Genomic DNA, 23,593 nt, shown 5'->3' with positions numbered 1-23,593 from the left:
GCCGTGCAGACTTGCCTTCAGCGGAAATGGCAGGCGACCCAGTGCCCGTCGGCGCTTTGCTTGAGCGGCGGGGCCTCGCTCTTGCATAACGGAAACTGCGCGATCGGGCATCTGGTGTGAAAGTGACAGCCGGTCGGCGGAGAAATCGGGTTCGGCACTTCGCCCGACAGCCGGACGCGCTGCCGCTTCACTTTCGGATCCGGTATCGGCACCGCCGACAGCAGCGCTTCGGTGTAGGGATGCCGCGGCGAGGCATAGAGTTCGTGGGCTGACGCCATCTCGACAATGCGCCCGAGATACATCACCGCGATACGCTTGGAGATATGCTCGACCACCGCAAGATCGTGGGCGATGAAGAGATAGGCGAGCCCGAACTTTTCCTGCAGATCTTCCAGCAGGTTGATGACCTGGGCCTGGATCGAAACGTCCAGCGCCGACACCGGCTCGTCGCAGATGATCAGCTTGGGCTCGACCGCAAGCGCCCGCGCGATGCCGATGCGCTGGCGCTGGCCGCCGGAGAATTCGTTCGGATAGCGGCTCATATGGTCCGCGCGCAGGCCGACGGTTTCCAGCAAATCCACCACGCGCTCTTCGAACTGCTGTTTGGTCTTGGTCAGTTGGTGGATGATCAGCGCTTCGCCGACGATCGCGCCCACATTCATGCGCGGATTGAGCGACGCGTAAGGGTCCTGAAAGATGATCTGGATGTCGCGGCGCAGGATGCGAAGGTCGTCGGCCTTGAGCGACCGGACATCCTTTCCGTCGAAATGGATTTCGCCCGAACTCGGTTCGATCAGGCGAAGCACGCAGCGGCCGGTGGTCGATTTGCCGCAGCCGGATTCCCCGACCAGGCCCAGCGTTTCGCCGCGGTCGACGTGAAAATCGACGCCGTCGACCGCATGAACGCTGGCGGTTTGACCGCTGAACAGCCCGCCCTTGAGCGGAAATTCCTTGGTCAGTTTTGCGACTTTGAGCAGCGGCTCGCTCATTGAACCACCGTCGTTTCGGCGTGGATGCAGGCCACCTTGTGGCCGGGTTCGAGCTCACGCAAGGCAGGCTGCGCGCGCACACATTCATCGGTCGCAAAACCGCAGCGCGGCGCGAAGCGGCAGCCCTCGGGCGGGTTGATCAGCTTCGGCACCGTGCCGGCGATGGTCTGCAGCCGGGCCTTGCGCCCGCCGCCCCTGTCGACGCGCGGGATCGAGCGGATCAGGCCCTGCGTATAGGGATGGCGCGGGTTGGCAAACAGCTGCTCGACCGCCGCTTCCTCCACCACCTTGCCCGCATACATCACCACCACGCGCTGGGCGACTTCGGCGACGACGCCCATGGCGTGGGTGATCAGCATGATCGACATGCCGAGGCGCGATTTCATGTCCTGCAGCAGATCGAGGATCTGCGCCTGGATCGTGACGTCGAGCGCCGTGGTCGGCTCGTCCGCGATCAGGAGCTTCGGATGGCAGGACAGCGCCATCGCGATCATCACGCGTTGCCGCATGCCGCCGGAAAACTGGTGCGGGTAGTCGTTGACGCGGCGCGCCGGGTTCGGGATCTGGACCAGCGCCAGCATGTCGATGGTCCGCTCCAGCACGGCGCGGCGTCCGAGGCCTTCATGCAGGGCGATTACTTCGCCGATCTGGTCGCCGATGGTGTAGACCGGATTGAGCGAGGTCATCGGCTCCTGGAACACGATGGCGATTTCCTTGGCGCGAATCCGGTTCATCTCGTCCGCCGCCATCGGCACCAGGTCGCGGCCCTGCCACAGGATCTGCCCGCCGGCGATCCGCCCGGGGGGCATTGCGATCAGCTTGAGCACGGAAAGCGCCGTGACCGTCTTGCCGCAACCGGACTCGCCGACCACGCAGACCGTCTCCCCGCGCCGGACGGCAATATCGACGCCGTCGACCGCCTGCACGACGCCGTCATCGGTCGCGAAATGCGTCTTCAAGCCCCTGATGTCGAGCATGGGCGCTTCGTCAGTCGGTTTCGCACCCACGCTCGCGGTATCCTCCGGACGCAACATTACATGACTCTCCGGGGGTCGAGCGCGTCGCGCAATCCGTCGCCAATGAAATTGATGGTGAGCACGGTCAGGAAAATCGCGGCGCCCGCGAACAGCGCCCAATGCGGTGCGATGTCGAGATAATCCTTGGCGTCGAACAACAGCCGCCCCCAGGTCGGGATGTCAGGCGGAAAACCGAGGCCGAGAAACGACAGCGTCGATTCCGCGATGATCGCCGCCGCGACGTCGATGGTGCCGGCCACGATGACAGGCCCGAGCGAGTTCGGCAGGATGTGCCTGATCACCAGCCGCGGCGTGGTGGCGCCGAGCGCGCGCGCCGCTTCGACGAATTCCTTTTCGCGCAGCGACAGGAACTGCGCGCGCACCAGCCGCGCCACCGGCATCCAGCGAAACGCACCGATCACGAGCACGATCAGGATGAAGACGCCGCCCTCGGGGCCGACCCAGTTCTTGAGAAAATCCCGGAACAGATAGATCACCAATAGCAGCAGCGGCAGTTGCGGCAACGCCAGGAACAGATCGGTGATCCACATCAGCGCGGCGTCGACGCTGCCGCGGGAGATGCCCGAGATCGCCCCGATCAGCACGCCGACGATGATGGCGACCGCCATCGCCGCGAAGCCGACCGCCAGCGAAATGCGTCCGCCATACAGCATGCGCGCCAGCAGGTCCTGGCCGAGATCGTCGGTGCCGAACGGGTGGTCCCACGACGGGTGAGCGAGCCGCGCGGTGAAATCGATTTCGTTGATCGGTATCCGCCAGATCAGCGGTCCGAACAGAACGGCCGCGGTCAGCAACGTCAAAATGCCGATGCTCGCCACCGCCATGCGATGGCGGCGAAATTTTCGCCACACCTCATAGCCGGGCGAAATGTGACGCGGGCGTCCCTCGAGCGGAACGACGACGTCAGCGATAGGAGATGCGTGGGTCGAGCCAGCCATAGATGATATCGGCCAATAGGTTGAAGACGACGACGAGACAGGCGAACACGAAGGTCACCGCCATGATGACCGGTGTGTCGTTGGCGAGGATGGCGCTGATCAGCAGTGAACCAATGCCGGGGATGCGGAAGATCTGTTCGGTGACGATGGCGCCGCCGAACACGGCCGGCATTTGCAGCGCGACCAGCGTCACCACGGGAATCAAGGCGTTGCGCACCACGTGCTTGATGACGACCTTGCCTTCATTGAGACCCTTCGAGCGTGCCGTGGTGACATAATCGAGGCGGATCACGTCGAGCACCGCCGAGCGGACGTAGCGGGTATAGGAGGCGGCCTGAAACAGCCCGAGCACCGAAATCGGCATGATCGCCTGCTTGAAATATTCGAAAGCCCAGGCCCAGCCGGTGGCCGGGATATCGACCCGGTAGACGAACGGCAGCCAGCCGAGATTGATGCTGAAGATCAGGATCAGCAGCAGTCCGGTGAAGAAGGTCGGCAGCGAGAAGCCGATGAAGGCAAAAGTGTTGGCGATCTGGTCGAAGATCGAATAGGGCCGCATCGCCGCATAGACGCCGACCGGCAGCGCCACCGCCAGTGCAAGGATCTGCGACGAGCCGACCACGAACAGCGTGGTTGGAACCCGCTGCAGGATCAACTGGTCGACGTCGATGCGGCTGGCGAACGAAAAGCCCCAGTCGCCCTGCAGCATCGCGGCGAGCCAGCGCAAATAGCGGATGAAAATCGGATCGTCGATGCCGAACTTCACCCGCAGCGCCTCCCGGACTTCGGGCGGCACATTGGAGTTGGTGGCAAGTTCGCCGAACGGATCGCCCGGCGCCAGCGCCAGCAGCACAAAGAGAATGAGGCTGATGCCGAGCAGGCTGGGCAGGGCGATGATCAGGCGCCGGAGGATGTATTTTCCCATGGTCGTCCTGCCACCGCCCGTTCAGATCTTGCGCATCGCAAAGCTCACCTCAGGTCTCACGGTACCAGTTCGCGATCTGCCATAGATCGTTGTCCCAGCCGCTGAGAGGCACCGCCAGATTGCCGGCGACGGCCGAGACTTTCGGCCGGCGGAGCAGGGGCTGGATGTAGTTGTCCGTCACGACGAGGTCGTTGAGCTTGATGAACATCGCGGCCCGCTTCACGGCATCGAGTTCCTGCTCGGCCTGCTTGTAAATCTCGTCATATTCCTTGTTCTGCCAGCGCGAGACGTTGCGGCCCTGCCACTTGTTTTCCTTGTTCGCGGCGCGCCACGACAGATACTGGTTCATGAAGAACCCGGGGTCGGGCTGCGTCATGGTGGTGTTGTACATCTGCGCATCGCAATAGAAATGCGTGTAGGTGTCGGGATTGGCGGCGTCGGAGGAGAAAAACACCGATGCCACCACCGACTTCAGCTCGACGTCGATGCCTGCCTTCTGGCACGCCTGCTTGATGATGGCCTGCGTTTTCTGGCGGGGCGCGTTGATCGAGGTCTGGTAGACGAACCGCAGCGGCTTGCCGTCCTTGGCGCGAATGCCGTCGCCGCCCTTTTTCCAGCCGGCGGCTTCCAGGATCGCGTTGGCCTTCTCTATGTTGAACTCGAATTTGGTGTTTTTCGAGCGAACCTTCTCCGGGGCGTTGAGGAAGTTTGCGGTGGCGCTCGCCGTTCGGCCATAGATGAACTTCTCGATCGAGGCGCGATCGATCAGGAGATTGATGGCCTGGCGCACCGCCGGGTCGCTGAACAGCGGATGCTTGGTCTTGACGCTGGCGCGTTCGCCGTCGACCTCCGCCGCCGGATCGGTCGAGTTGAGCATGATGAATTCGATATTGCCGGTCTCGACGATGTTGACCTTGCCCTTGCCGGCGCCTTCCAGCTTGGTCAGGATTTCATCTTCCACCTGCATGTTCCAGGCATAGTCATATTCCCCGGTCTGCAGCACCGCGCGCGCGGCCGACACCGCATCGCCGCCGCCCTTGATTTCGATGTTGTCGAAATACGGACGGTTGGGCATGTGGTAGTTCGGATTGAGCTTGCCGCGGACGATGTCGCCCGGCTTGAAATCGACGAAAACGTAAGGACCGGTACCCACCGGCTTGAGGTTGGCCGGCGCGTCGCGCGACTTGCCGCCGATGTAATCGGCAAACAGATGTTTCGGGATGATCATGCCGTAGGTGCCGACAAAGGCGTCGGCCCAGAACGGCGTCGGCTTTGAAAACGTCACGCGAACGGTGAAATCGTCGACCTTTTCGACCTTGGCGTCCTTGTAGCTGGCGATCGAGACCGCGGCGGTCTCGGGATTGCGCGCATATTCCCAGTTGAACACGACGTCGTCAGCCGTGAACGGCATGCCGTCATGCCATTTGACGCCCTTTTTCAGCTTCCAGACCACCGAGAGGCCGTCCTCGGTGAGGCCGTTGTTTTCCTTGCTTGGAATTTCGGCGGCCAGCACCGGGACCAGATTGCCCTCCTGGTCCCATCCGGCCAGCGGCTCGTAAAAGACGCGGGAGCCGTCCTGGTCCTTGGTGCCGACGGCGAAATGCGGGTTGAGCAGGGTGACTGCCTGCCAGTACAGGATTTTCAAAAGCCCGCCGCCGCCGGCCTTGGTCGGCTTGTAGGGGATCGCGGTCTGGGCCATCGCCACCCCGGATTGGGCCAGCATCATGCCGGCCATCGGTGCCGTCAGGCCGACGGCGATCATCTGCTGGACAAAAGACCGCCGCGACAAGCGTCCGGTCTTGACGTCTGCAATGAGATCTCGAAGTTCCCGTTCTTGCATCGGATTGGCTCCTCGGCTGGTGCAAAATGTCTGACTCACGCCCCCTGGCGCCCCTGCCGCCGCAGGGGGCGTGGACCAAATGATCGGACCACCAAGGAAATGGATCAGGTTAGTACCAGCCTGTCAAAGCAGGAACCGGGCCACGCTTCGCCAAAACCGTCTTGACCAAAAGTCCGGCTTGACCCGGCGGACCAAGCGACCGGTTCGCCACGAGACCGGTTATCCGGACTGCAGCCACGCTAGTTCGTTGGGAAAAGCGGCGTCCGCGCCTAATTGCGGTGGCGCACCATGCCCGGCTCAAGCCCGGCAACGACCGCCGGCGCCTGCGACGAAATGCTCGCGGTCGACGGCAAGCTCGCGACGGGCGCCGGGGTGCGATAGCGCGGCAGTTGATCCCCAAGCGAATAGAACACGCACAGCGCAAGGCTCGACCAGACCGCCAGGCTGAAATACAGCGACATCCAGGCAATCTCTTCCTTCCACTCGGCAATGTCGTGCGTCACGATCCAGCGCGTGCGCACGTCGCGCAGACCCTCGAGCGGGTGCAGCAGCGGATTGCCGTCGGCGACATCGGCCCGCCATCGGTTCAAATACATCGGGACGTCGACGGTCATCAGGAACGCCAGATAAAACGCGATCCCGACGATCGTGACGATCAGGATCGCGCGCACCGCACCGTCGAACTCCGGCAGCAGGCGGCAGAGACCGACGCCGATGATGAAGAAGACGACGGCCCAGATCGAATTCTCGATGGCGTTGTTCAGATATTTGGTGGTCAGCACCGCGTGCCAGGAGAAGCACTCCGCGATCACGATCAGCGGCACGATCACCCAGGCGGCGTTCACGGTGGTGTCCGCGCCCGTGATGGTGCCGAGCTGGTGCAGGATAACAGCCCATTGTGCCGCGAAGGCGATCTCCGCCACGGTCGCAACCGAGCGGCCGACGAACACGCTCGACAGCCAGGTGTCGAACAGGCAGATCCGTTGCACGTCGGCGCGCGGCAGGATCGAGCGGAACGCGCAACCGAACACATAGGCCGCGCTGAGCGCGAGCATCAGCTCCACGCCGGACGTGCTGGCTGGACTTCCAATCGGCTGTCCGTGGAGCTGGCGGTACAGCACGAACCAAACCGCGATATTGGCGCCGCTGACCAACGTCAGCATGCCCCACCACCGGATCACCGGATTCGACCAGGCCAGGGAGGCTGGTTGCGCGCGCCATTCCAAGCTCATTTACCGCTCCGCATTTAATCGAACTGACATCTGATTGTTTTACTTCTGTCATGAATTGCAGCGAATCACGACAAAAATATGCGTGGGTCGGAGTCTTGCGGGAGTGACGGCGAGCGCGTCGGCGTTCTGCACTTGAGGAATCGGTCTTGTCGGCGCTGATGGACGCCGCTGTCATAAAACTGTCATCAAATATTTAGGCCGCGATCGAATTCATCGTCGCGAAAATTCGTCAGCCGGCAGTTGCGTTCGATCAAGGAGCAGCGTTGCAGGTCATGCTGCAGGTGGATGCATCGGCTGGGAATGAGCCCCCTTGCAGGCTCTCACGCAACCGACCGCCCGATCGCACTGGGACGTGAACCCATAAATTTTGAGTGGTCGGCGGACGTCCGCTTTGCTGCGCGTTTCGGACTCAAGTCGGACATCACGGCACTTCCGAGAAGTGCCAACAACGGAAGTCGCATTCATTCGATTACTTCGTTGCATCCGGTCCCAGGCTGCTTTTGGTCATTCGGGCAGCCCGGCTTGCCGCAATCCTTCTTCGTATCGCAAAAGGTCTTCGGCCCGCCTAAAAGGGCCCAACACGTCTTTGAGAGTGGAAACACGTAGCGTGGGGTTCAGTCGCCGCAGCCGAGCCACTGCCTTATGTGCTTGCTCCGGCCGCCCGGCCATTGCATTGCTTGCGGCGGCGATCCGTAATCCAGGTTGATAGTCCGGATTGTCCTGCAATGCCATTGCCGCCCACGATGCCGCTTCGTCATAGCGGCCCAGGAAGAAATGTGCATTCGCGGTCCCGCTTGGCATTCTTAGCAGCGACGGATCAAGTGGGCTCAGGCGCATGGCACGCGCGAAGCGCTCGATCGCCGCTTCCGGCTCGCCGAGCCAGATTTTTACCCAGCCGCCGAAACTCCATGCCTCGGCCCAATTGGAATTGAGCACAAGCGCGCGATCGATCAAGCCAGCGCCCACCTCGAGATCGCGAACGACAAACGCTAGCGCCCACCCGCCGGAGGCGAGCGCGATCGGGTCATCCTTGCCCAACTCAACCGCCCGCTGAGCGAGCCTTGTCACCTCAGCAATCTCGTTCCGTGTGACTGAAATCCAGCCATTGGCCCTAGCTATGGCGTAGCAATGGGCGGCACGACCGTAGGCAGATGCAAAATCTGGGTCGAGCTCGATCGCGCTGTTGAACAGGCGTAATGCCTCTTCGTTCGCTTGCCTGCTTGCAACCTGATAAAACCTGGGCAACCCGCGTAAATAGAGGGCATAGGCGTCGAGACTCTCGGTCGGCTTGCGCTTGGCACGCTCGATCTCGGCTTTTTCCACCGCCGGCGCGATCGCCCCCACAACGCTCTCGGTTACCTGATCCTGCAGATTGAAGATGTCGCCGAGACCACCATCAAAACGTTCTGCCCAAAGATGTGCCCCAGTGGCGGCATCGACGAGCTGTCCCGTGATGCGCACCCGGTTTGCGGCCTTCCGAACGCTGCCTTCCAACACGTAGCGCACCCCAAGTTCGCGCCCGATCTGCTTCACGTCGACGGCGCGCCCCTTGTATGTGAAGCTCGAGTTGCGAGCGATGACGAACAGCGCCTTGAAATGAGATAGCGCTGTGATGATGTCATCTACCATCCCGTCCGCGAAATATTCCTGTTCCGGATCGGAGCTCAGGTTGGTGAAGGGGAGAACGGCGATCGAGGGTTTATTGGGTAGAGCAAGGGTCTCATCAACAGGCCAGCGGTTCGGCACGGCTGGCACGGCGCGACCGTATGGGACGCGCCAGACCCGCATCGGCTCGGCGATATTCTTCAAGGATTGCGAACCCAAATCCTCAAACGTTACATCTACCTTGCCACGAATTTGCCGACGAGCGTCGTCCGAGATGCTGATGCCGCCCGGCTCTGCCGTCCCTTCGAGACGCACTGCAATATTGACCCCGTCACCAAAGATATCGTTTTCTTCGATAATAATATCGCCGACGTGAATGCCGATGCGGAGTTCGATCTGCTTGCCGTGCGGCACGTCGATATTTTGTTCGGCCATGCCGCGTTGAATTTCGTCGGCACATCGGACGGCGTCGACCACGCTGGCGAACTCGGCAATAGCGCCGTCCCCGGTATTCTTGACGACGCGTCCGTGATGCTCAGCGATTTTGGGATCGAAAATCGTTCTTCTAAGCGCTTTCAGTCGCGCCAGCGTGCCCTCTTCGTCTATCCCTATCAAGCGGCAAGAGCCCGCGACATCCGCCGCCAGAATAGCTGCCAGCCGCCGCTCTACGTGCTCGCTGCTCAAGACGCACCCCCAAAGCTCGGGGAAGATTGAATGGGTATATAGCAGAATTGTGGGCCGGCGTCCGGCTATGCCCATGTCCGAAACGGGTCAATCGCGTCGATTTTTGCATGTCGGGCATGTCCGGTTGGCGGTTAGTCTTGGAAGTGCGCTCAGGTGCTCCCTGGCGCGACCTGCCCGCCAGCAAGAAGCCTGGGCAAACATCCCGCCGAAACGAAATCGCAAAGACGCGATCTGCTTCAGCCCGTTCCTCGCGCACGAAACTTGATCGATCGGTTCTTCAACAAGATCAAGCAATGTCGGTGTGTCGCGACCCGATACGACAAACTCGCGGCCAACAACTTAGCGTTCATGAAGCTCGCATCAATCCGCAATTGGCTGCGCGCTAATGAGTCCGCGCCCTAATTACTTGCTATTCAGGTTGGATACCGAGTTCCTGGATGACCTTGCCTGCGGACGCATGCTCGGCATCGAGAAACCGCTTCGCGCCTGCAGGCGTCACCGCGTCACCAATGCCGACATCAAAGCCGAGGGTGGGGGCGCGCTCCTGCACCTCCGGGGACTTTAATGCGCCCGCAATCTCGGAGCTGAGCTTCTGGATGATGTCGGTGGGCGTGCCGGCCGGCGCCATCAACATGAACCAGCCTTGCAGGTCGACGCTCTTCAACGTTTCCGCGATCGCCGGCACGTCCGGCAACGAGCCGATGCGCTTGCTGCCCGCAACGGCAACAGGTCGAAGCGTGCCCGCCGCGATGAAGGATTCTGCAATCGATGCGGCTTGTATAGTCACCTGGACCCGTCCCGTCATGCTGTCCTGCACCGCGTTCGTGGTCGTATTGTAGGGGACCAGAACGAAGCCGGTCCCGGCCTGCTTGTTGATCGATTGTGCGATCAGGCCCGAGAGGTTGCGCGGACCGTCGACCGCCATGCTCAGGGATCCCGGCGCTGACTTTTCCAGCGCGATCAATTCCGCAAGCGTCTTGGCCTTCACCTCGGGGTTGACGAGAAGGACGTGGTTGCTTCGGGCCACCATGGCGACCGGCACAAAATCCTTCATCGGATCGTAGGGAAGCTTCTTGAACGTATAGGGGTTGGTGACAAGCGCTGCCGAAGTGGCAAACAGGAAGGTGTATCCATCGGGGGCGGCGCGGGCGACGGCCTGCGTGCCAACGAGGTTCGCGGCGCCTGGACGGTTCTCGACGACGAACTGCTGTCCGAGCGCCCGCGAGAGTTTGTCAGCGATAATGCGACACAGCACATCCGGGCTGTTGCCCGCCGCCTGCGGCACCACGACCGACACGGGTCTTTGCGGCCATGATTGTGCGTACGCCGGACCCGAGAGGCAGAGCGCAATGCCGGTCAACAGCACGCGGCGGGATAGTTTTGGCATGGTGATCCTCCCTGAAATATTCGCCTGCGATTTCTGATCGCTTGAGGCGGCGTCCTCTCGGACAAATGTCGGCGCGGGCTACCCGCTTCGATCAAATTTCGTCGGCGACGCCATTGCGCAGTACGCCAAGGCGATCGATTTCGACCTCGACAATGTCGCCCGGCTTCAGCCAGAGCGGCGGGGTTCGCTTGGCGCCAACACCGCCGGGCGTCCCCGTTGCGATCACATCGCCCGGCTCGAGGCGCGTGAAGGACGAGCAGTATTCGATCTGACGCGGAATATCGAAAATCATCTGATCGATCGTCGCATCCTGGACGATCTGACCATTGACGCGGGTCTGCAGCCGCAGCGGTGCGACGTCGCCGAGTTCGTCCGGCGTCATCATCCAGGGACCGAAAGCGCCGGTTTCCGGAAAATTCTTGCCGGGCGTGAACTGATGCGTGTGGCGTTGAAAATCGCGTACGCTGCCTTCGTTGTAGCAGGCATAGCCGGCGATGTGGTTCCATGCGTCAGAACGCGCGATATGGCGTCCGGGCTTTCCGATGATGATCGCGAGCTCGCCTTCGAAGTCGAGATCGTGTGAGAGTTTTGGCCGGATGATGTTGGCGAGGTGCCCGGTCTGGCTGTTGGCAAACCGGCCGAACACGGTGGGGTTCTCGACTTCCGCGCGTCCGGTTTCCTTGCGGTGCATCTCGTAGTTCAGGCCGATGCAGAGAATCTTGTCGGGATTGGGAATGACCGGCAGCCAAATGATCTCAGCCGTGGGGTAACGCTTTGCCGTGCGGATGGCGTCGCGCACCGCGGCCAATGCGTCGGCGGCGATCGCCGATTTGAGATCGGGGTAGCGATCCCTGAGCAGCGCGCCGACGTCAATCGCTTCCTCGCCCTCGATCACGCCCCAGGTGCGGCTGTTGCCGATCGTAAAACTCGCCAATTTCATTGTGATGTCCTCGCTCTGGAAACCGCGTAACGGTGATGAGTGTTGGTGCCTTCAAGCTGCAATCCCTGATGGATCATTGAAGCCGTCCCGCAAGCTCTGACAGCATCTTGCCGAGTGCGCGTTCGTCGTTGGCGACGCCGAAGACGTAGTGGTCCGGCCGGATGATCGCGGCCCGGCAGCCATGGCGGTCGAACCAGGCTGCGAGAACGCCATCTTCTTCAGTGACGGCGTCGTGCCCGGCCTGATCTGCCGCGTCAGCAGGACGGACGCGGATCAGTCGCATGCCAAGCCCGGTCAGGTGCGCCCGCACATCAGCGCTCAGATCCGGCGCGTTGCGCTGGTCCAGCACAAGCCGCCATCCAACGCCCGCAGTGATGTCGAGCAGACGCCGCCCTTCTGCCGTTCTGATCCAGGGCTGCGGAAACAGCGTGCCGTGCGCCGGCTGCAGCGGGAACGCCAGCAGGCCTTTCTGAAGCGGGGGGACAATCTCCTGGCGGGTGAAGGTGCGGGGAAGTCCGCCGCCTTCGGCAAGGATGCTGATATCGCGCGCCTCGGCCGCGGCGGGATCGCGCTCGCAAATCACGTGCCCGATCGCCTTGATCCGGGTGGTGAGTTGGCGAACATGCTCGCTTCGCTCCTCGCCATAGGTGTCGAGGAGCGTGGGGCCGGATTGTCCTTTGAGTACCCGATCAAGCTTCCATACGAGATTTCCGACATCGCGAATGCCCTGGCACATGCCCTGGCCGATAAACGGCGGTTGCTGATGCGCGGCATCGCCGGCGAGGAATATGCGGCCCCGCCGCCACTCCTCCGCAACGAGCGCATGAAACCGGTAGCTCGCCGCACGCCACAGCGTGGCGTCGTCAGGCTTGATCCATCGGCTGAGCAACCGCCAGAGTTGATCAGGCGCTTCCATCTCACGGGGATCTTCACCCGGCAGGAGCATGATCTCGAAGCGGCGATGATTGCCGGGGCCGACGATGAACGACGTCGGGCGCGACGGATCGCAGAATTGCGCCGCCGTCTCCGGCAGCTTGCCGAGTGCGGCATCGTTGACCCGGAGATCGACGACAAGCCAGGGCTCATCGAATACGAGGTCTTCGAAGGTGATGCCAAGCGCTTGCCGTGTTCCGCTCGAGGCGCCGTCGCAAGCGATCATATAGTCGGCGGTGACCGAACGCGTCGCTCCCTTGTCGTCGCGCAGTTGCAGCGACACGCGCTCCGGCGATTGGTCGAAGCCGATGAGCTCAGTTCCGAGTTCGACGTCGACGCTGTCATAGGCCGCCGCGTGCGCGCGCAGCGCCGCCTCGACCGGCGGCTGCGTGAACACCATGCTGGGGGTGTATCCAAGCGGATAGGGTTCCGGAACCATATCGATCCGGCGTATCAGCTGGCCCTTGGCGCCGAAATGCTGCGAGGCAGGAAACGGTGCGATGTAGGGCAGCACGCGCTCTGCGGCGCCGAGATTATCGAGCAGGCGCAGGATTTCGTGGTCGATCGCAATCGCGCGCGGCTTGTCGTAGACGTCGCGCTGACGGTCGATCGCCAGGGTACGGATATTCCTGTCTCCGAGCAGGCTGGCCGCGATGGTGCCCGACGGGCCGTGACCAACCACGACCACTTGGAAATCGCTCCGGTGCTGCTCTGATGAAAGCGTCACTCAGGACTCCAGTCGAGATTCTAAAGCGAAGCGGATCGGGCGGTTAAGCATCGGCGTAGAGCACGGCCGTCTGGGCCGCCTTGACGTGATCGGCCTTGGGAGGGGCGATGCCCCAGTGATCTGTCCTGCCTGACGGCCAGACCCATTCCGACGGCCCGCGCACCACATAATTGTCGTCGACCTGCAGAACTTCGGCGGTGTATTCGATGACGATCCCGACCGGATCGATGAAATAGGCGAAGACGTTGTCGCCCGGGCCGTGGCGGCCGACGCCCCAGGCGATTGGAAATCCGGCGTCGATCATGCGGCCCGAGCCCCGCATCACCGCTTCCAGGTCCGGCATCATGAAGGCGACGTGATTGAGCCCGTTCACCGGCGCATCGGCGATGACGATCGCATGGTGGTCGTCATTGCAGCGGACGAACGCCATGGCTTTGGTGCGATCCGTCAGGCGAAAGCCAAGCGCCCGCTGATAGAACGCGGCCGAGCCGTCGACATCCCCAGCGTTCAGGTTGACGTGAGCCAGTCTCGTCGGCCGGTTCTCGGACGGAAGAGATGCGGCGTGCCGCATGTCCCCGTAAACAAAGCGCAGCACGCCGCCGCCGGGTGCCCGAATGGCCATGACCGTCCCGCCATCGGGACCGGAATTTTGGACAGGGCCATCGAGCAGCGTCGCGCCCTGCTGCTGTGATGCCGCAGCGATAGAGTCGAACTCCCCATCGGAATCCAGTCGGAAGGTGACAGCCCGGAGCGCCGGGCGATCGCCCTGCCGCAAGGCGACCACATGATGATCGGTACCGCTGGCCCGCAGATACGTCACGCCGTCGTGGCGCGTCACCAGATCAAGCCCCCAGACGGACGTATAGAAATGCTCCGACCGGCCGATCTCAGGCGTTTCGAGCTCGACGCTGCGCAATGCCGTGACGGGAAAATGGGTCATTCCGTAGCGTGCTCCCAAATCCGGGAAACGTTGAGCGTTGTCGCAAGCAGCGTGGCTTTCGGTCCCGCTGGACGTTTCCTCGGTTCTCGGAGACTCCTAACCTATATAAAATGTGCTTAGCAAACATTAATTTATATATTTCGTACGAATACGAGAAAGTGTATATAAGGGGAATCGGTCACCGGGTTGAGGACCGAAAGGAGAGTTTGGGCGTGGTCACCACATCAGCGCTTCGCTTGGCGTCGGTTACGCCATCCTCCACGCAAGCGAGCACGGTCTATGATCGGCTGAGGGAAGACCTGCTTTCGGGGAGGCTTGAGCCAGGCCGGAAGTTGCAGATGCGGTTCCTGACCGAGACGTATCAGACCAGCCAGACGCCTTTGCGCGAGGCGCTCAATCGCCTGACCGCCGATGGCCTGGTCGAATGCCGCGAACAGCGCGGGTTTTACGTCGCGGACATCAGCCGGAACGAATTGATTGAACTGACCAAGACCCGGTGCTGGGTCGAAAGCCTTGCGCTGCGGGAATCCATGGCGGCCTCGACGCCGCAATGGGAAGAGCTGCTGCTGCTCGCGGAGCATCGTCTGGCCAGGACGCCTCGTTCGCTCAACACCGAACGCTTCGAAGACAATCCGGAGTGGGAAAGACTGCATCGCGTCTTTCACAGAACCCTGATCGGAAATTGTGGATCCCAGTCACTGATCGCGTTTTGCGGACAACTTGCCGACCAGCTGTACCGGTATCGGCGCCTGTCAATCCAAAGGGCCTTCCCATCGAGGCACGTGAGCGACGAACATCAGGCGATCATGGCGGCCGTATTGAGCAAGCAGGCGGACGATGCCGTGGCCCTGCTTACGGCGCATTACAATCAAACGGCCGAAGTCATCCTGAGGGATCAGAAGATATTCCCGGAATTGCAGAACGACGGCGAACTCGCATAGGCCGCGCGTCGTGATCAGACGCCAGCCGCTGGCGTGCTTGAAAGCTCAAGCCTGCAGCTTTCTCTGCGCCATTTCCGCCGCAAGCAGGATCGCAGCATGTGCGGCGCCGATCCCCGCGATTCCCTTCCCGGCGATGTCATAGGCCGTTCCGTGGGCCGGCGTACAGATCGGAAACGGAAAGCCGCCCAGCAGCGTCACGCCACGATCGAAGCCCATCAGCTTCATCGCGATCTGGCCCTGGTCATGATACATCGTCAGCACCGCATCGAATGCGCCGCCTTTGGCGCGGAGAAACACGGTATCCGCGGGAAACGGGCCTTCGGTCGCGATCCCGTCAGCGCGCGCCTCTTCTACCGCGGGACCGATCGCGTCGATCTCTTCCCGCCCGAAATTCCCGCCATCGCCGGCATGGGGGTTGAGACCGGCGACCGCAATGCGCGGACGCTTGAATCCCGCGGTTCGCATCGAGGCATCCGTTAGCCGCAGCGCACGCAGGACGCGTTCCCTGGTGATGTGCGAAGCGACCTCCGCAAGCGGGATATGCGATGTGACGCGGGCATTCCAAAGCCCGTCCAGTACGTTGAATTCGCTTGCCGGGCCGTCTAATCCGACCACGTCGGCCGAAAAGCTGATCTCGTCGTCATAGACGGGATGTGCAAGCCGCATGGCATTCTTGTTGAAGGGCGTAAAGCAAACGGCGTCGGCCCGGCCGTCACGTGCCATCGTCAGCGCTTGACGATAATTCGCCAGCGCAAACCGGCCGCCTTCGGCTGTCGCGGTGCTTCGCGCGACCGATGCCGGATCGAGATGGCCGAGATCGATGAAAACCGGGGCCCGCTCTTCCTTCGACAGATCGGCGTCGGGAGATGCGGTTACCAGGTCAAGCTTCACGCCGGCAACGCGCGCGCCATCATCGAGGACGCGGCGGTCACCGATGACGACGATCCGGGCCTTGGCGACGACGTCATCGAGAGCAAGGAGCCGGGCCGTCAGTTCCGGGCTGATGCCGGCGGGGTCGCCCATCGCAAGCGCTATGATCGGTCTCATCAGGATCTCCGGGGCCTTATCTGCGGTCAAATTGTTCTGTGCGACGATCATGGCTTTACCTCCGACCGCGGCATCATCCGGCCGATCGTTCGCCAGATTGTCGGCATCAGCAGCAGGGCCGCGCCAAGCAGGATCAGCGTTGTCACCAGCGGTTTGGCAAAAAATATTCCGAGCGAGCCTTTCGACATCAGCATGGATTGGCGAAACGCGTCTTCCGCCTTGTCGCCAATCACGATCGCGAGCACCAGCGGCGCCAGCGGATAATGAAGCTTCTTGAACAGATATCCGAGCACGCCGAATCCCATCATCAACATGACGTCGAGATAGGAATTGGAAACCGAATAGGCTCCGACGGTGCAGATGATGACGATCACAGGCGCAATGATGAAGAACGGCACGCGCATCAGCGCCGCGAAGATCGGTACCGTCAGCAGCACCAGCACCACGGCGACGACGTTGCCGAGATACATCGAGGCGATCAGTCCCCAGACGAAGTCCTTCTGCTCGACGAACAGCATCGGTCCGGGATTGAGTCCCCAGATCATCAGGCCGCCCATCATGACGGCCGCGGTCGCCGATCCCGGGATGCCCAGCGACAGCATCGGAAGCAGGGCGCTGGTGCCGGCGGCATGATCCGCGGCTTCCGGAGCGACGATGCCTTCCGGCTCGCCCTTGCCGAAATTCGCGCGCCGGGGCGAAAGACGCTTGGCGATGCCGTAGCTCATGAACGATGCGGCGGTCGGGCCTCCCGGCGTGATACCCATCCAGCAGCCGATCGCCGCGCTGCGCAGCAGCGCCCAGCCGTGTTTTGGAAGACCCACGAGCGTACGGAAGACTTCGCGCCACTCCACCCTGGAGGAGATCGCCTTGACGTGAAATTCCTCTTCCACGGCAATCATCAACTCGCCGATCCCGAACAGGCCCATGACGGCGACCACGAAGCTGACGCCCTTCACCATCTCGTCGATGCCCATGGTGAGCCGCACGCTGCCGGAGACCGTGTCGATCCCGACGGCCGCCAGCGCAAAGCCGATCGCGAGCGACACCAGCGTCTTGATCGGCGGCGAGCCGCCCATCCCGATGAAGCTTGCAAACGCGAGAAAATAGACGGCGAAGTATTCCGGCGGCCCGAAGGCCAGCGCCACTTGCGCGACCCATGACGCCGCAAGCGTAATCAGAACGACACCGGCGAGCGCGCCAAAGGCAGCCGAGCCGAACGCCGTCGCCAGCGCCGTGGTCGGCCTGCCGTCGCGCGCCATCGGATAGCCGTCGAACGTGGTCGCGACCGAGGATGGCTCGCCGGGAATGTTGAACAGGATTGACGTGACCGAGCCGCCGAACAAGGCGCCCCAATACATCGACGAGAGCAGGATGATGGCCGATACCGGCTGCATTCCGAAGGTGAGGGGCAGCAGCAGCGAAACGCCGTTGGGCGCGCCGAGGCCGGGCAACACGCCAACGAGAATGCCGAGCAGCACGCCGATCACCATCAGGAAAATATGATTGCCTGACAGCGCGATGCCAAAGCCGTGCATCAGGGCTTCGAGATTTTCCAACGAAGCGCCTCCTAGAAGCCAAAGAAGGTGCCGAGCGCGCCGCGCGGCATCGAGATATGGAACGTCAGCTCGAACATCAGATAGAGCGCCAACGCCGCCCCGATCGCGGCGACGGCCGCGAGCAACAGCGAGCCGCGCCTGTGCCAGGCCAGCGCGCCGAACACATAGAGCGCGGCGGCCGGATACATCCCGATCAGCGGAATGACTCCGACAAAGACCGCGGCCGGGACGAACAATGTTGCCAATCGCCTGAATTCGCTTGGCCCGAGAATAACGGCCCGCGCGTGCAACCACCCCTGCACGAGATTGAACAAACTGCCGGCCAGGATGACGAGGCCGACGATCAATGGAAAGGTGCCGGACTCGACACCGGCGGCGGACCAGCCGATGCCGTTGTCGAGGCTGGAGACGATCACGGCTGCGCCGAACGCCCCGGTGATGAGCGCCGTCGTCGCTTCCAGACTGCGTCCAGAGACCATCGTCCGAACCCTAGTTGGAGATCAGCCAGCCTTCATCGGCGGCAACCTTGCGGGTGCGTTCGATGTCTTCCTTGATGAACTTGTTGAAGGCATCTCCGGTCAGGAAAGTGTCGGTTTGCGACGTCCGCTCGATATATTCCTTCCATTCCGGCGTGGCCTGCACCTTCTTCATCAGATCGACATAGAAGGCGGCCTGATCGGCGGTCACCTTTCCCGGCAGCCAGACTGTACGCGGTTGCTGGAATTGCGGAATGGCAAGGCCGGATTCAACGCAGGTCGGGATGTCGTGCCAGTTCTGCGTTGCCGTGACCTTGGGTCCGTCGGGCAGGCGCTGCGGGCTGAAGGCGCACAGCGGACGCTGCGTGCTGCCCTTCCACTGTCCGATGCTTTCGCTGGGATTGTTGACGTGGGCGTCGATATGGCCGCCGGCCAGTTGCACCGCGGCTTCGGCGCCGCTCTTGAAGGGAATGTAGACGAATTTCACCTTGGCCGCCTTGTCGATCATGCGGGTGAGGGTTTCATCGGTGTCCTTTGATTGCGCGCCGCCCATCTTGACATCGCCCGGCGGCTTCGCGGCAACGGCTTTGAGGAAATCCTGCACGTTCTGGTAGGGCGCGTCCTGCTTCACCCAGAGCAGGAATTCGTCGTGCACCATCGCGGCAATCGGCGTCAGGTCGGTGTAGTTATAGGCGACCTTGGAGACCATCGGCTGGTTCCACGCGTTCGATGTGCCGAACACGACCTTGTAGGGATCGCCCGCCATCGCCTTGGTGTAGGTGTAGCCCTCGGCGCCGCTGCCGCCGGCCTTGTTGACGACGACGATAGGCTGCTCGACCAGCTTATACTTGGTGATGATGTTCTGGACCGCACGCGCAAAATTGTCCGTGCCGCCGCCCGGACCTGCCGTTGCAATGAATTCGATCGGCTTGGCCGGTTGCCACGCGGCATTCGCCGCTCCCGTGAGCCCAATGGCGAGACCGAAGGCGATCGCAGCGAATGTCGGCTTCTGAGACATCTAGTCCTCCCGTGCATCTCTGATTTTTGTTTTCTTGGTCTTGGTGTCGTCTCAGGCTTTTGCGTCAGCCCGCTTCATCCCTTGCAAACTCCGGCGCGGCAATCGCGCCTTCCTTGTGAAGCGCTGCAATTTCGTCGGCGTCAAAGCCGTAAGCGCCGAGGACTGCATTGGTATGCTCGCCGTAGAGCGGCGCGCCCGACCGCACCTTGCCGGGCGTCTGCGAGAACTTGATCGGCAATCCAATCGTCTTCACGCTGCCGAGCGTGGAGTGCTCGACCTCGACCACCATTTCGCGCGCGATCGTCTGCGGGTCGGCGAGGGCCTGCAGCATGTCGTTGACGGGGCCGCAGGGGACGCCGGCCTCCTCAAGCGCAGCCAGCCAATACTCGGCGGATTTGGTTTTGAAGCGCGCCGTGAGCACGGCTTCCAGTTCCTTCAAATGTCCCATTCGATCGGCGCCGGTCGCAAACCGCGGATCCCGCGCCAGTTCGATCGCGTCAAGCACTTCGAGCGTGCGCATCCAGTTTTTCTGGTTGGCGCCGCCGACCACGATCCATTTGTCTGATGTTTCGAACGCCTGGTAGGGCGCATTGAGCGGATGGGCCGAACCCATCGCCTGCGGCGCCACGCCGGTGGCCATCGCGATGGCGGCCTGCCAGTAGGTCTGAACGAGGGCGGCCTCGAACAGGGAGGTTTCGACCCATTGCCCCTCGCCGGTTTTGAGCCGGTGGGCATAGGCGGCGAGGATGCCCATGGCCGCGAGAATTCCAGCCGTGATGTCGGACAGCGGCGCGCCGCATTTGACCGGTGGTCCGTCGGGCCGCTCGCCGGTGAAGCTCATGATGCCGCTCATCGCCTGCGCCACCAGATCGAAGCCGCGGCGATGCTTGTACGGGCCGGTGCGGCCAAAGCCGGACAGCGAGCAGTAGATCAGGGCAGGGTGCGCCTTTTTGATATCGGCGTAACCGAAGCCGAGCTTATCCATCACCCCGGGGCCGAAATTCTCAACCAGCACGTCTGCCGATCCGATCAGGCGCCGCAGCACCTTTGCGCCGCCCGGTGTCTTCAGATCGAGCGCAATGCCCTTCTTGTTGCGGTTCATCATAAGGAATGAGGCCGCCACGTCGCCGATCCTGGGAGGGACCATGTAGCGGGTGTCGTCGCCGGCCGGAATCTTTTCGATTTTAATGACCTCGGCGCCCATGTCTGCGAGCATCAGCGTGCAGGTCGGGCCCGCCATGACGTGCGTCAGATCGACAACCTTCAATCCACTCAGGGGGCCCATGGTTTCTCCCGCAATGTTGTTGTTCTTGTTGCTTAGTCACCAGTCCATTGCGGCTGGCGCTTGTTGAGGAAGGCATCCATGCCTTCGCGGAAATCCCGGCTTTGGTAACACATCAGGATCAGGTCCTCGTCTTCGGCCGGCTTCGGCTGCGCGCGAAGCAGCGCCTGCTTGGTTGCGCGCAGCGTCAGCGGGGCGTGACCTGCGACAAGCCGCGCCAGTTCATCGGCCCGCCGTTCGAGGGCGGAAAGATCCTCAACGACTTCATGCAGCAGGGCGATGCCGGCGGCCTCTTCGGCTTCGATCAGGCGCGCGGTAAAAATGATCTCCTTGAGCCGCGTTGCCCCGATCAGGCCCGAGAGCCGGCCGATACTGGATGCCGACAGGCAATTGCCGAGCGTGCGCGCGATCGGAAACCCGAATTTCGCGGTCCTGGTGCCGATGCGCAGATCGCAGCATGCGGCGATCGCGGCGCCGCCGCCGGTGCAAGCGCCGTTGATCGCCGCAATGGTCGGCACCCGGCATTGTTCGAGCGTGGTCAGCACGCGGTCGATCCTGGCTTCGTAGCCGATGGCGTCTTGCGGAGTCTTGAACGCGCGAAACTGGTTGATGTCGGTGCCGGCCGCAAAAGCCTTGTCGCCTGCGCCGCTCAGGATCAGCACCTTGAGGCTGCGATCGCCGGCGGCGGCGTCGCAGATCGCGGCCAGCCGCTCATACATGCCGAAGGTCAGCGAGTTTCTCGCCTGCGGCCGGTTGAAGATGATCCGGCCGATGCCGTCGCGGACCTCGTAAAGCAGGTCTGTGTCGGGGGTGACGTTTTCATTCATATTCTTGACAGACCCCTCAGGATGGAACCTCAGTTTGGCTGTAGAGGGCATTTTTGAATGCAAAAACTATCAAATGCAACAGGATTCTGGTCGAATTTGCTTGGTGCGGATCATTTTTGCATTCAAAATGGTTCCATCGAGTCGACGAGGAGAACCTCGATATGATGCATGACGAGGTGGTTTCCCGCCTCAGGCACGTCTTGACGGAGGGCGAAATCCCGCCGGGTGCGCGCATTCCGGAGCGCGAGCTGTGCGCGTCGTTCGCGATATCGCGGACCCCGCTACGCGAGGCGCTCAAGGTGCTCGCGGCCGAAGGGCTTGTCGTGCTGCTGCCCAATCGCGGCTCTCGCGCCGCCAAGCTCACCCGAAAGGACGTCAAGGAGCTGTTTGAAGTCTGCGAGGCGCTCGAGGCCGCGGCCGGTGAGCTGGCATGTCCGCGCATTTCCGATGCGCAACTGCGCGAAATTGCCGAGCTGCAGGCCAACATGGTCGAGCATTATCGCGCGCAGGATCTGCTGTCGTACTATCGCTGCAACCGGTTGATCCATGAGGCCATCGTTCGCGCGGCCGACAACGCAGTGCTTGCCGGCTTCTACGAGTCGATCGCCGCAAGGATACGGCGGGCACGGTTCATCACGCCGATGTCCCCTGAGCATTGGGCGCTCGCCATCCAGGAGCACGAAGGAATCCTGAACGCGCTGCAGCGGCGCGACGCCGGCGGGCTCGCCCATATTCTGCGTAACCATCTGCGGCGCAAGCGCGAGGAAGTCGTCCGGGCCGGCTTCGCCGAGGGTGAATGATCGCTGTCGTCCAACTGGTGCAGCCGCACCACTGCTCTCTTACATGATCTGCGCCGTCACGATCCCATAGAGAATGAACACCACGCCGAGGCCCCAGACCATCGCGGGAATCTGCAACCTGCGGCCCATGGTGACTTCCAGCGCCAGATAGCTCAGCGTTCCCAGCGCCATTCCGTTGATGAGGTTGTTGGTCAATACCGTCACCAGCAGCGTCAGTACGATCGGCGCCGCATTGCCGAGGTCCATCATGTCGATGCGCGCGAGACCCTGCATCATCAGGATGCCGACCAGCACCAGCGCCGGCGCGGTCGCCTGCGGCGGAATGATCACGAAGACCGGCCAGAAGAACAGCGCGAGGCAGAAGAAAGCGGCGACCGTCAGCGATGTCAGACCGGTGCGCCCGCCGGCCTGCACGCCGGTGATGGATTCGATGTAGGCGGTGACCACCGAGGTGCCGAGCAGCGGTCCCACGATCGTGGCCGTCGCATCGGTGGCGAAGGCGGCCGTGGCATTGGGGATCGACCCATCGGCCCGGCGCAGATTTGCGGCGCCCGTCACACCGATCAATGTGCCCAACGTCGAGAAGAATTCGGCGCAGAGGAAATAGAACAGCAGCGGCAAGGCCACCAGGAAATGGGTGAAGAGATAGCCGACATCGAGCGCCATGAAGGTGCTGGTCGGCCAGCGCGGCCAGGACAGGATCGCCGAGGGCACGGAAGTCACCATCTTGCCGTTCGCGCCGGGAACGAAAAGGCCGATCAAGGTCAGGGCTGCGATCGACAGGATGAGGGCGCCGGGAACGCGCTTTGCCACCAGAACCGGGGTCAACAGCAGGCCGGCCAGCGTCAGCAGCATCGCCGGGCTGCGCAACGATCCCATGGCGATGAAGGTCGAAGGATTTTGCACGATGAAGCCGGCGCCACGCAGTGCAATGAACACGATCAGCGTACCGACCGCGGCCTGGATGCCGATCTTCATCACCTCAGGAACGTCCCTAGCGACCCGCTCGCGAAGCTTGGAGAGGCTGAGGATCAGAAACAGCACGCCGGTGAACGCGACCATGGCCAGCGCCCCCTGCCAGGGCATGCCCATCTGCTTCACGATCACATAGGTAAAGATGACGTTCGAGCCCATCGCCGGCGCGACCGCGAGCGGCAGATTGGCGGTGAGCCCCATCATGACGCAGCCGAAGATCGCCGCGATTGCTGTGGCGCTGACGAGATCGGCGCGGTCCATTCCGGCGCCCGACATGATAGCCGGGTTCACTGCGATGATATAGGCCATCGCCGCGAAGGTGGTCGCGCCGGCGATCACCTCGCGCCCGACGCTGGTGCCGCGTTCGGTCAGGCGGAAGAAACCGTCGATCGAGCGTGCAGCGGGAGCCGATGAAGTGGCGGCATTTGCTGCGGTCGGACCGGAGGCCAGTTGCGGCGGTGTCATCTCGTTCATGGTGTCCCCTCCGATCGTTG

Annotated in this window: 20 protein-coding genes and 1 pseudogene; 3 read left to right on the top strand and 18 right to left on the bottom strand. The window is 62.3% G+C overall.

Annotated elements, in window-relative coordinates:
• Nucleotides 1-17 precede the first annotated feature (17 nt).
• From JQ600_RS07940 to JQ600_RS07910, 7 genes are all read right to left on the bottom strand, one after another.
• Nucleotides 18-989 (bottom strand): ABC transporter ATP-binding protein, encoded by a 972-nt coding sequence (locus tag JQ600_RS07940; RefSeq protein WP_212267898.1) that lies wholly within the window; start codon nucleotides 987-989, stop codon nucleotides 18-20.
• The gene (locus tag JQ600_RS07935) at nucleotides 986-1,966 is read right to left on the bottom strand and encodes an ABC transporter ATP-binding protein (protein WP_249135737.1); all 981 of its coding nucleotides are present in this window, start codon (nucleotides 1,964-1,966) and stop codon (nucleotides 986-988) included. The genes JQ600_RS07940 and JQ600_RS07935 overlap by 4 nt, the downstream gene beginning before the upstream one ends.
• Before the next feature lie 56 nt (nucleotides 1,967-2,022).
• Nucleotides 2,023-2,964 (bottom strand): ABC transporter permease, encoded by a 942-nt coding sequence (locus tag JQ600_RS07930; RefSeq protein WP_212267902.1) that lies wholly within the window; start codon nucleotides 2,962-2,964, stop codon nucleotides 2,023-2,025.
• Nucleotides 2,930-3,889 carry an ABC transporter permease gene (locus JQ600_RS07925; protein ID WP_212267904.1) on the bottom strand — a complete coding sequence of 320 codons (960 nt, stop codon included), beginning with the start codon at nucleotides 3,887-3,889 and terminating at the stop codon, nucleotides 2,930-2,932. The genes JQ600_RS07930 and JQ600_RS07925 overlap by 35 nt, the downstream gene beginning before the upstream one ends.
• A gap of 49 nt (nucleotides 3,890-3,938) precedes the next feature.
• Nucleotides 3,939-5,729 carry a peptide ABC transporter substrate-binding protein gene (locus JQ600_RS07920; protein WP_212390267.1) on the bottom strand — a complete coding sequence of 597 codons (1,791 nt, stop codon included), beginning with the start codon at nucleotides 5,727-5,729 and terminating at the stop codon, nucleotides 3,939-3,941.
• A gap of 269 nt (nucleotides 5,730-5,998) precedes the next feature.
• The gene (locus tag JQ600_RS07915) at nucleotides 5,999-6,961 is read right to left on the bottom strand and encodes a hypothetical protein (protein WP_249135736.1); all 963 of its coding nucleotides are present in this window, start codon (nucleotides 6,959-6,961) and stop codon (nucleotides 5,999-6,001) included.
• Between the two features lie 504 nt (nucleotides 6,962-7,465).
• Complete coding sequence (locus tag JQ600_RS07910) at nucleotides 7,466-9,250, bottom strand: adenylate/guanylate cyclase domain-containing protein (protein ID WP_249135735.1); 1,785 nt, start codon at nucleotides 9,248-9,250, stop codon at nucleotides 7,466-7,468.
• 175 nt (nucleotides 9,251-9,425) lie between these two features.
• Between JQ600_RS07910 and JQ600_RS07905 the strand changes: the two are divergent.
• Nucleotides 9,426-9,652, top strand: a pseudogene (locus JQ600_RS07905) (IS5/IS1182 family transposase); the annotation flags it as partial.
• A 7-nt stretch (nucleotides 9,653-9,659) separates the two neighbouring features.
• Here JQ600_RS07905 and JQ600_RS07900 read toward each other — a convergent pair.
• The 4 genes from JQ600_RS07900 to JQ600_RS07885 all read right to left on the bottom strand — a co-directional run bounded on the left by JQ600_RS07900 (nucleotide 9,660) and on the right by JQ600_RS07885 (nucleotide 14,177).
• Nucleotides 9,660-10,637 (bottom strand): tripartite tricarboxylate transporter substrate binding protein, encoded by a 978-nt coding sequence (locus JQ600_RS07900; RefSeq protein ID WP_212390265.1) that lies wholly within the window; start codon nucleotides 10,635-10,637, stop codon nucleotides 9,660-9,662.
• A 91-nt stretch (nucleotides 10,638-10,728) separates the two neighbouring features.
• Nucleotides 10,729-11,577, bottom strand: a complete 849-nt coding sequence (locus JQ600_RS07895; protein WP_212390264.1) for a fumarylacetoacetate hydrolase family protein — start codon at nucleotides 11,575-11,577, stop codon at nucleotides 10,729-10,731.
• A 73-nt stretch (nucleotides 11,578-11,650) separates the two neighbouring features.
• A complete protein-coding gene (locus JQ600_RS07890) occupies nucleotides 11,651-13,237 on the bottom strand; it encodes a bifunctional 3-(3-hydroxy-phenyl)propionate/3-hydroxycinnamic acid hydroxylase (protein WP_212390263.1) in 1,587 nt (528 codons plus the stop codon).
• A 43-nt stretch (nucleotides 13,238-13,280) separates the two neighbouring features.
• A complete protein-coding gene (locus JQ600_RS07885) occupies nucleotides 13,281-14,177 on the bottom strand; it encodes a VOC family protein (protein ID WP_212390262.1) in 897 nt (298 codons plus the stop codon).
• 236 nt (nucleotides 14,178-14,413) lie between these two features.
• On the opposite strand from JQ600_RS07885, the gene JQ600_RS07880 reads away from it, so the two are divergent.
• The gene (locus tag JQ600_RS07880; protein WP_249135760.1) at nucleotides 14,414-15,118 is read left to right on the top strand and encodes a GntR family transcriptional regulator; all 705 of its coding nucleotides are present in this window, start codon (nucleotides 14,414-14,416) and stop codon (nucleotides 15,116-15,118) included.
• Nucleotides 15,119-15,163: 45 nt separating this feature from the next.
• On the opposite strand, the gene JQ600_RS07875 is transcribed toward JQ600_RS07880, so the two are convergent.
• From JQ600_RS07875 to JQ600_RS07850, 6 genes are all read right to left on the bottom strand, one after another.
• A complete protein-coding gene (locus tag JQ600_RS07875; protein WP_249135734.1) occupies nucleotides 15,164-16,165 on the bottom strand; it encodes a 4-hydroxythreonine-4-phosphate dehydrogenase PdxA in 1,002 nt (333 codons plus the stop codon).
• Nucleotides 16,166-16,212: 47 nt separating this feature from the next.
• Entirely contained in the window at nucleotides 16,213-17,721 is a 1,509-nt protein-coding gene (locus JQ600_RS07870; RefSeq protein ID WP_192736990.1) for a tripartite tricarboxylate transporter permease, read from the bottom strand.
• Nucleotides 17,722-17,732: 11 nt separating this feature from the next.
• Complete coding sequence (locus JQ600_RS07865) at nucleotides 17,733-18,200, bottom strand: tripartite tricarboxylate transporter TctB family protein (protein WP_212390259.1); 468 nt, start codon at nucleotides 18,198-18,200, stop codon at nucleotides 17,733-17,735.
• Nucleotides 18,201-18,210: 10 nt separating this feature from the next.
• On the bottom strand, nucleotides 18,211-19,215 hold the full coding sequence (locus JQ600_RS07860; RefSeq protein ID WP_212489767.1) for a tripartite tricarboxylate transporter substrate binding protein: 1,005 nt from the start codon (nucleotides 19,213-19,215) through the stop codon (nucleotides 18,211-18,213).
• Nucleotides 19,216-19,279: 64 nt separating this feature from the next.
• Nucleotides 19,280-20,500 carry a CaiB/BaiF CoA-transferase family protein gene (locus JQ600_RS07855; RefSeq protein WP_212390258.1) on the bottom strand — a complete coding sequence of 407 codons (1,221 nt, stop codon included), beginning with the start codon at nucleotides 20,498-20,500 and terminating at the stop codon, nucleotides 19,280-19,282.
• Nucleotides 20,501-20,532: 32 nt separating this feature from the next.
• Nucleotides 20,533-21,324, bottom strand: coding sequence for an enoyl-CoA hydratase/isomerase family protein (locus JQ600_RS07850; RefSeq protein WP_212390257.1), 792 nt, complete (start codon nucleotides 21,322-21,324; stop codon nucleotides 20,533-20,535).
• Between the two features lie 161 nt (nucleotides 21,325-21,485).
• Between JQ600_RS07850 and JQ600_RS07845 the strand changes: the two genes are divergently transcribed.
• Nucleotides 21,486-22,124, top strand: a complete 639-nt coding sequence (locus tag JQ600_RS07845) for a GntR family transcriptional regulator (protein WP_212390256.1) — start codon at nucleotides 21,486-21,488, stop codon at nucleotides 22,122-22,124.
• Nucleotides 22,125-22,163: 39 nt separating this feature from the next.
• Here JQ600_RS07845 and JQ600_RS07840 read toward each other — a convergent pair whose 3' ends face one another.
• Nucleotides 22,164-23,573 carry an NCS2 family permease gene (locus JQ600_RS07840; RefSeq protein ID WP_212267936.1) on the bottom strand — a complete coding sequence of 470 codons (1,410 nt, stop codon included), beginning with the start codon at nucleotides 23,571-23,573 and terminating at the stop codon, nucleotides 22,164-22,166.
• Nucleotides 23,574-23,593: the final 20 nt, after the last annotated feature.

It is taken from the genome of Bradyrhizobium sp. AUGA SZCCT0176, assembly GCF_018130145.1.
Lineage (GTDB): Bacteria > Pseudomonadota > Alphaproteobacteria > Rhizobiales > Xanthobacteraceae > Bradyrhizobium.
Note: the sequence above shows the minus strand (reverse complement) of the source record. Positions and strands in the feature narration are given on the sequence as shown.

Coding starts and splice junctions, on each gene's coding strand:
- JQ600_RS07920 (WP_212390267.1), bottom strand. CDS start 5,729: ATGCAAGAACGGGAACTTCGAGATCTCATTGCAGACGTCAAGACCGGA.
- JQ600_RS07850 (WP_212390257.1), bottom strand. CDS start 21,324: ATGAATGAAAACGTCACCCCCGACACAGACCTGCTTTACGAGGTCCGC.
- JQ600_RS07860 (WP_212489767.1), bottom strand. CDS start 19,215: ATGTCTCAGAAGCCGACATTCGCTGCGATCGCCTTCGGTCTCGCCATT.
- JQ600_RS07935 (WP_249135737.1), bottom strand. CDS start 1,966: ATGCTCGACATCAGGGGCTTGAAGACGCATTTCGCGACCGATGACGGC.
- JQ600_RS07895 (WP_212390264.1), bottom strand. CDS start 11,577: ATGAAATTGGCGAGTTTTACGATCGGCAACAGCCGCACCTGGGGCGTG.
- JQ600_RS07940 (WP_212267898.1), bottom strand. CDS start 989: ATGAGCGAGCCGCTGCTCAAAGTCGCAAAACTGACCAAGGAATTTCCG.
- JQ600_RS07875 (WP_249135734.1), bottom strand. CDS start 16,165: ATGAGACCGATCATAGCGCTTGCGATGGGCGACCCCGCCGGCATCAGC.
- JQ600_RS07840 (WP_212267936.1), bottom strand. CDS start 23,573: ATGAACGAGATGACACCGCCGCAACTGGCCTCCGGTCCGACCGCAGCA.
- JQ600_RS07855 (WP_212390258.1), bottom strand. CDS start 20,500: ATGGGCCCCCTGAGTGGATTGAAGGTTGTCGATCTGACGCACGTCATG.
- JQ600_RS07865 (WP_212390259.1), bottom strand. CDS start 18,200: ATGGTCTCTGGACGCAGTCTGGAAGCGACGACGGCGCTCATCACCGGG.
- JQ600_RS07930 (WP_212267902.1), bottom strand. CDS start 2,964: ATGGCTGGCTCGACCCACGCATCTCCTATCGCTGACGTCGTCGTTCCG.
- JQ600_RS07885 (WP_212390262.1), bottom strand. CDS start 14,177: ATGACCCATTTTCCCGTCACGGCATTGCGCAGCGTCGAGCTCGAAACG.
- JQ600_RS07900 (WP_212390265.1), bottom strand. CDS start 10,637: ATGCCAAAACTATCCCGCCGCGTGCTGTTGACCGGCATTGCGCTCTGC.
- JQ600_RS07925 (WP_212267904.1), bottom strand. CDS start 3,889: ATGGGAAAATACATCCTCCGGCGCCTGATCATCGCCCTGCCCAGCCTG.
- JQ600_RS07915 (WP_249135736.1), bottom strand. CDS start 6,961: ATGAGCTTGGAATGGCGCGCGCAACCAGCCTCCCTGGCCTGGTCGAAT.
- JQ600_RS07845 (WP_212390256.1), top strand. CDS start 21,486: ATGATGCATGACGAGGTGGTTTCCCGCCTCAGGCACGTCTTGACGGAG.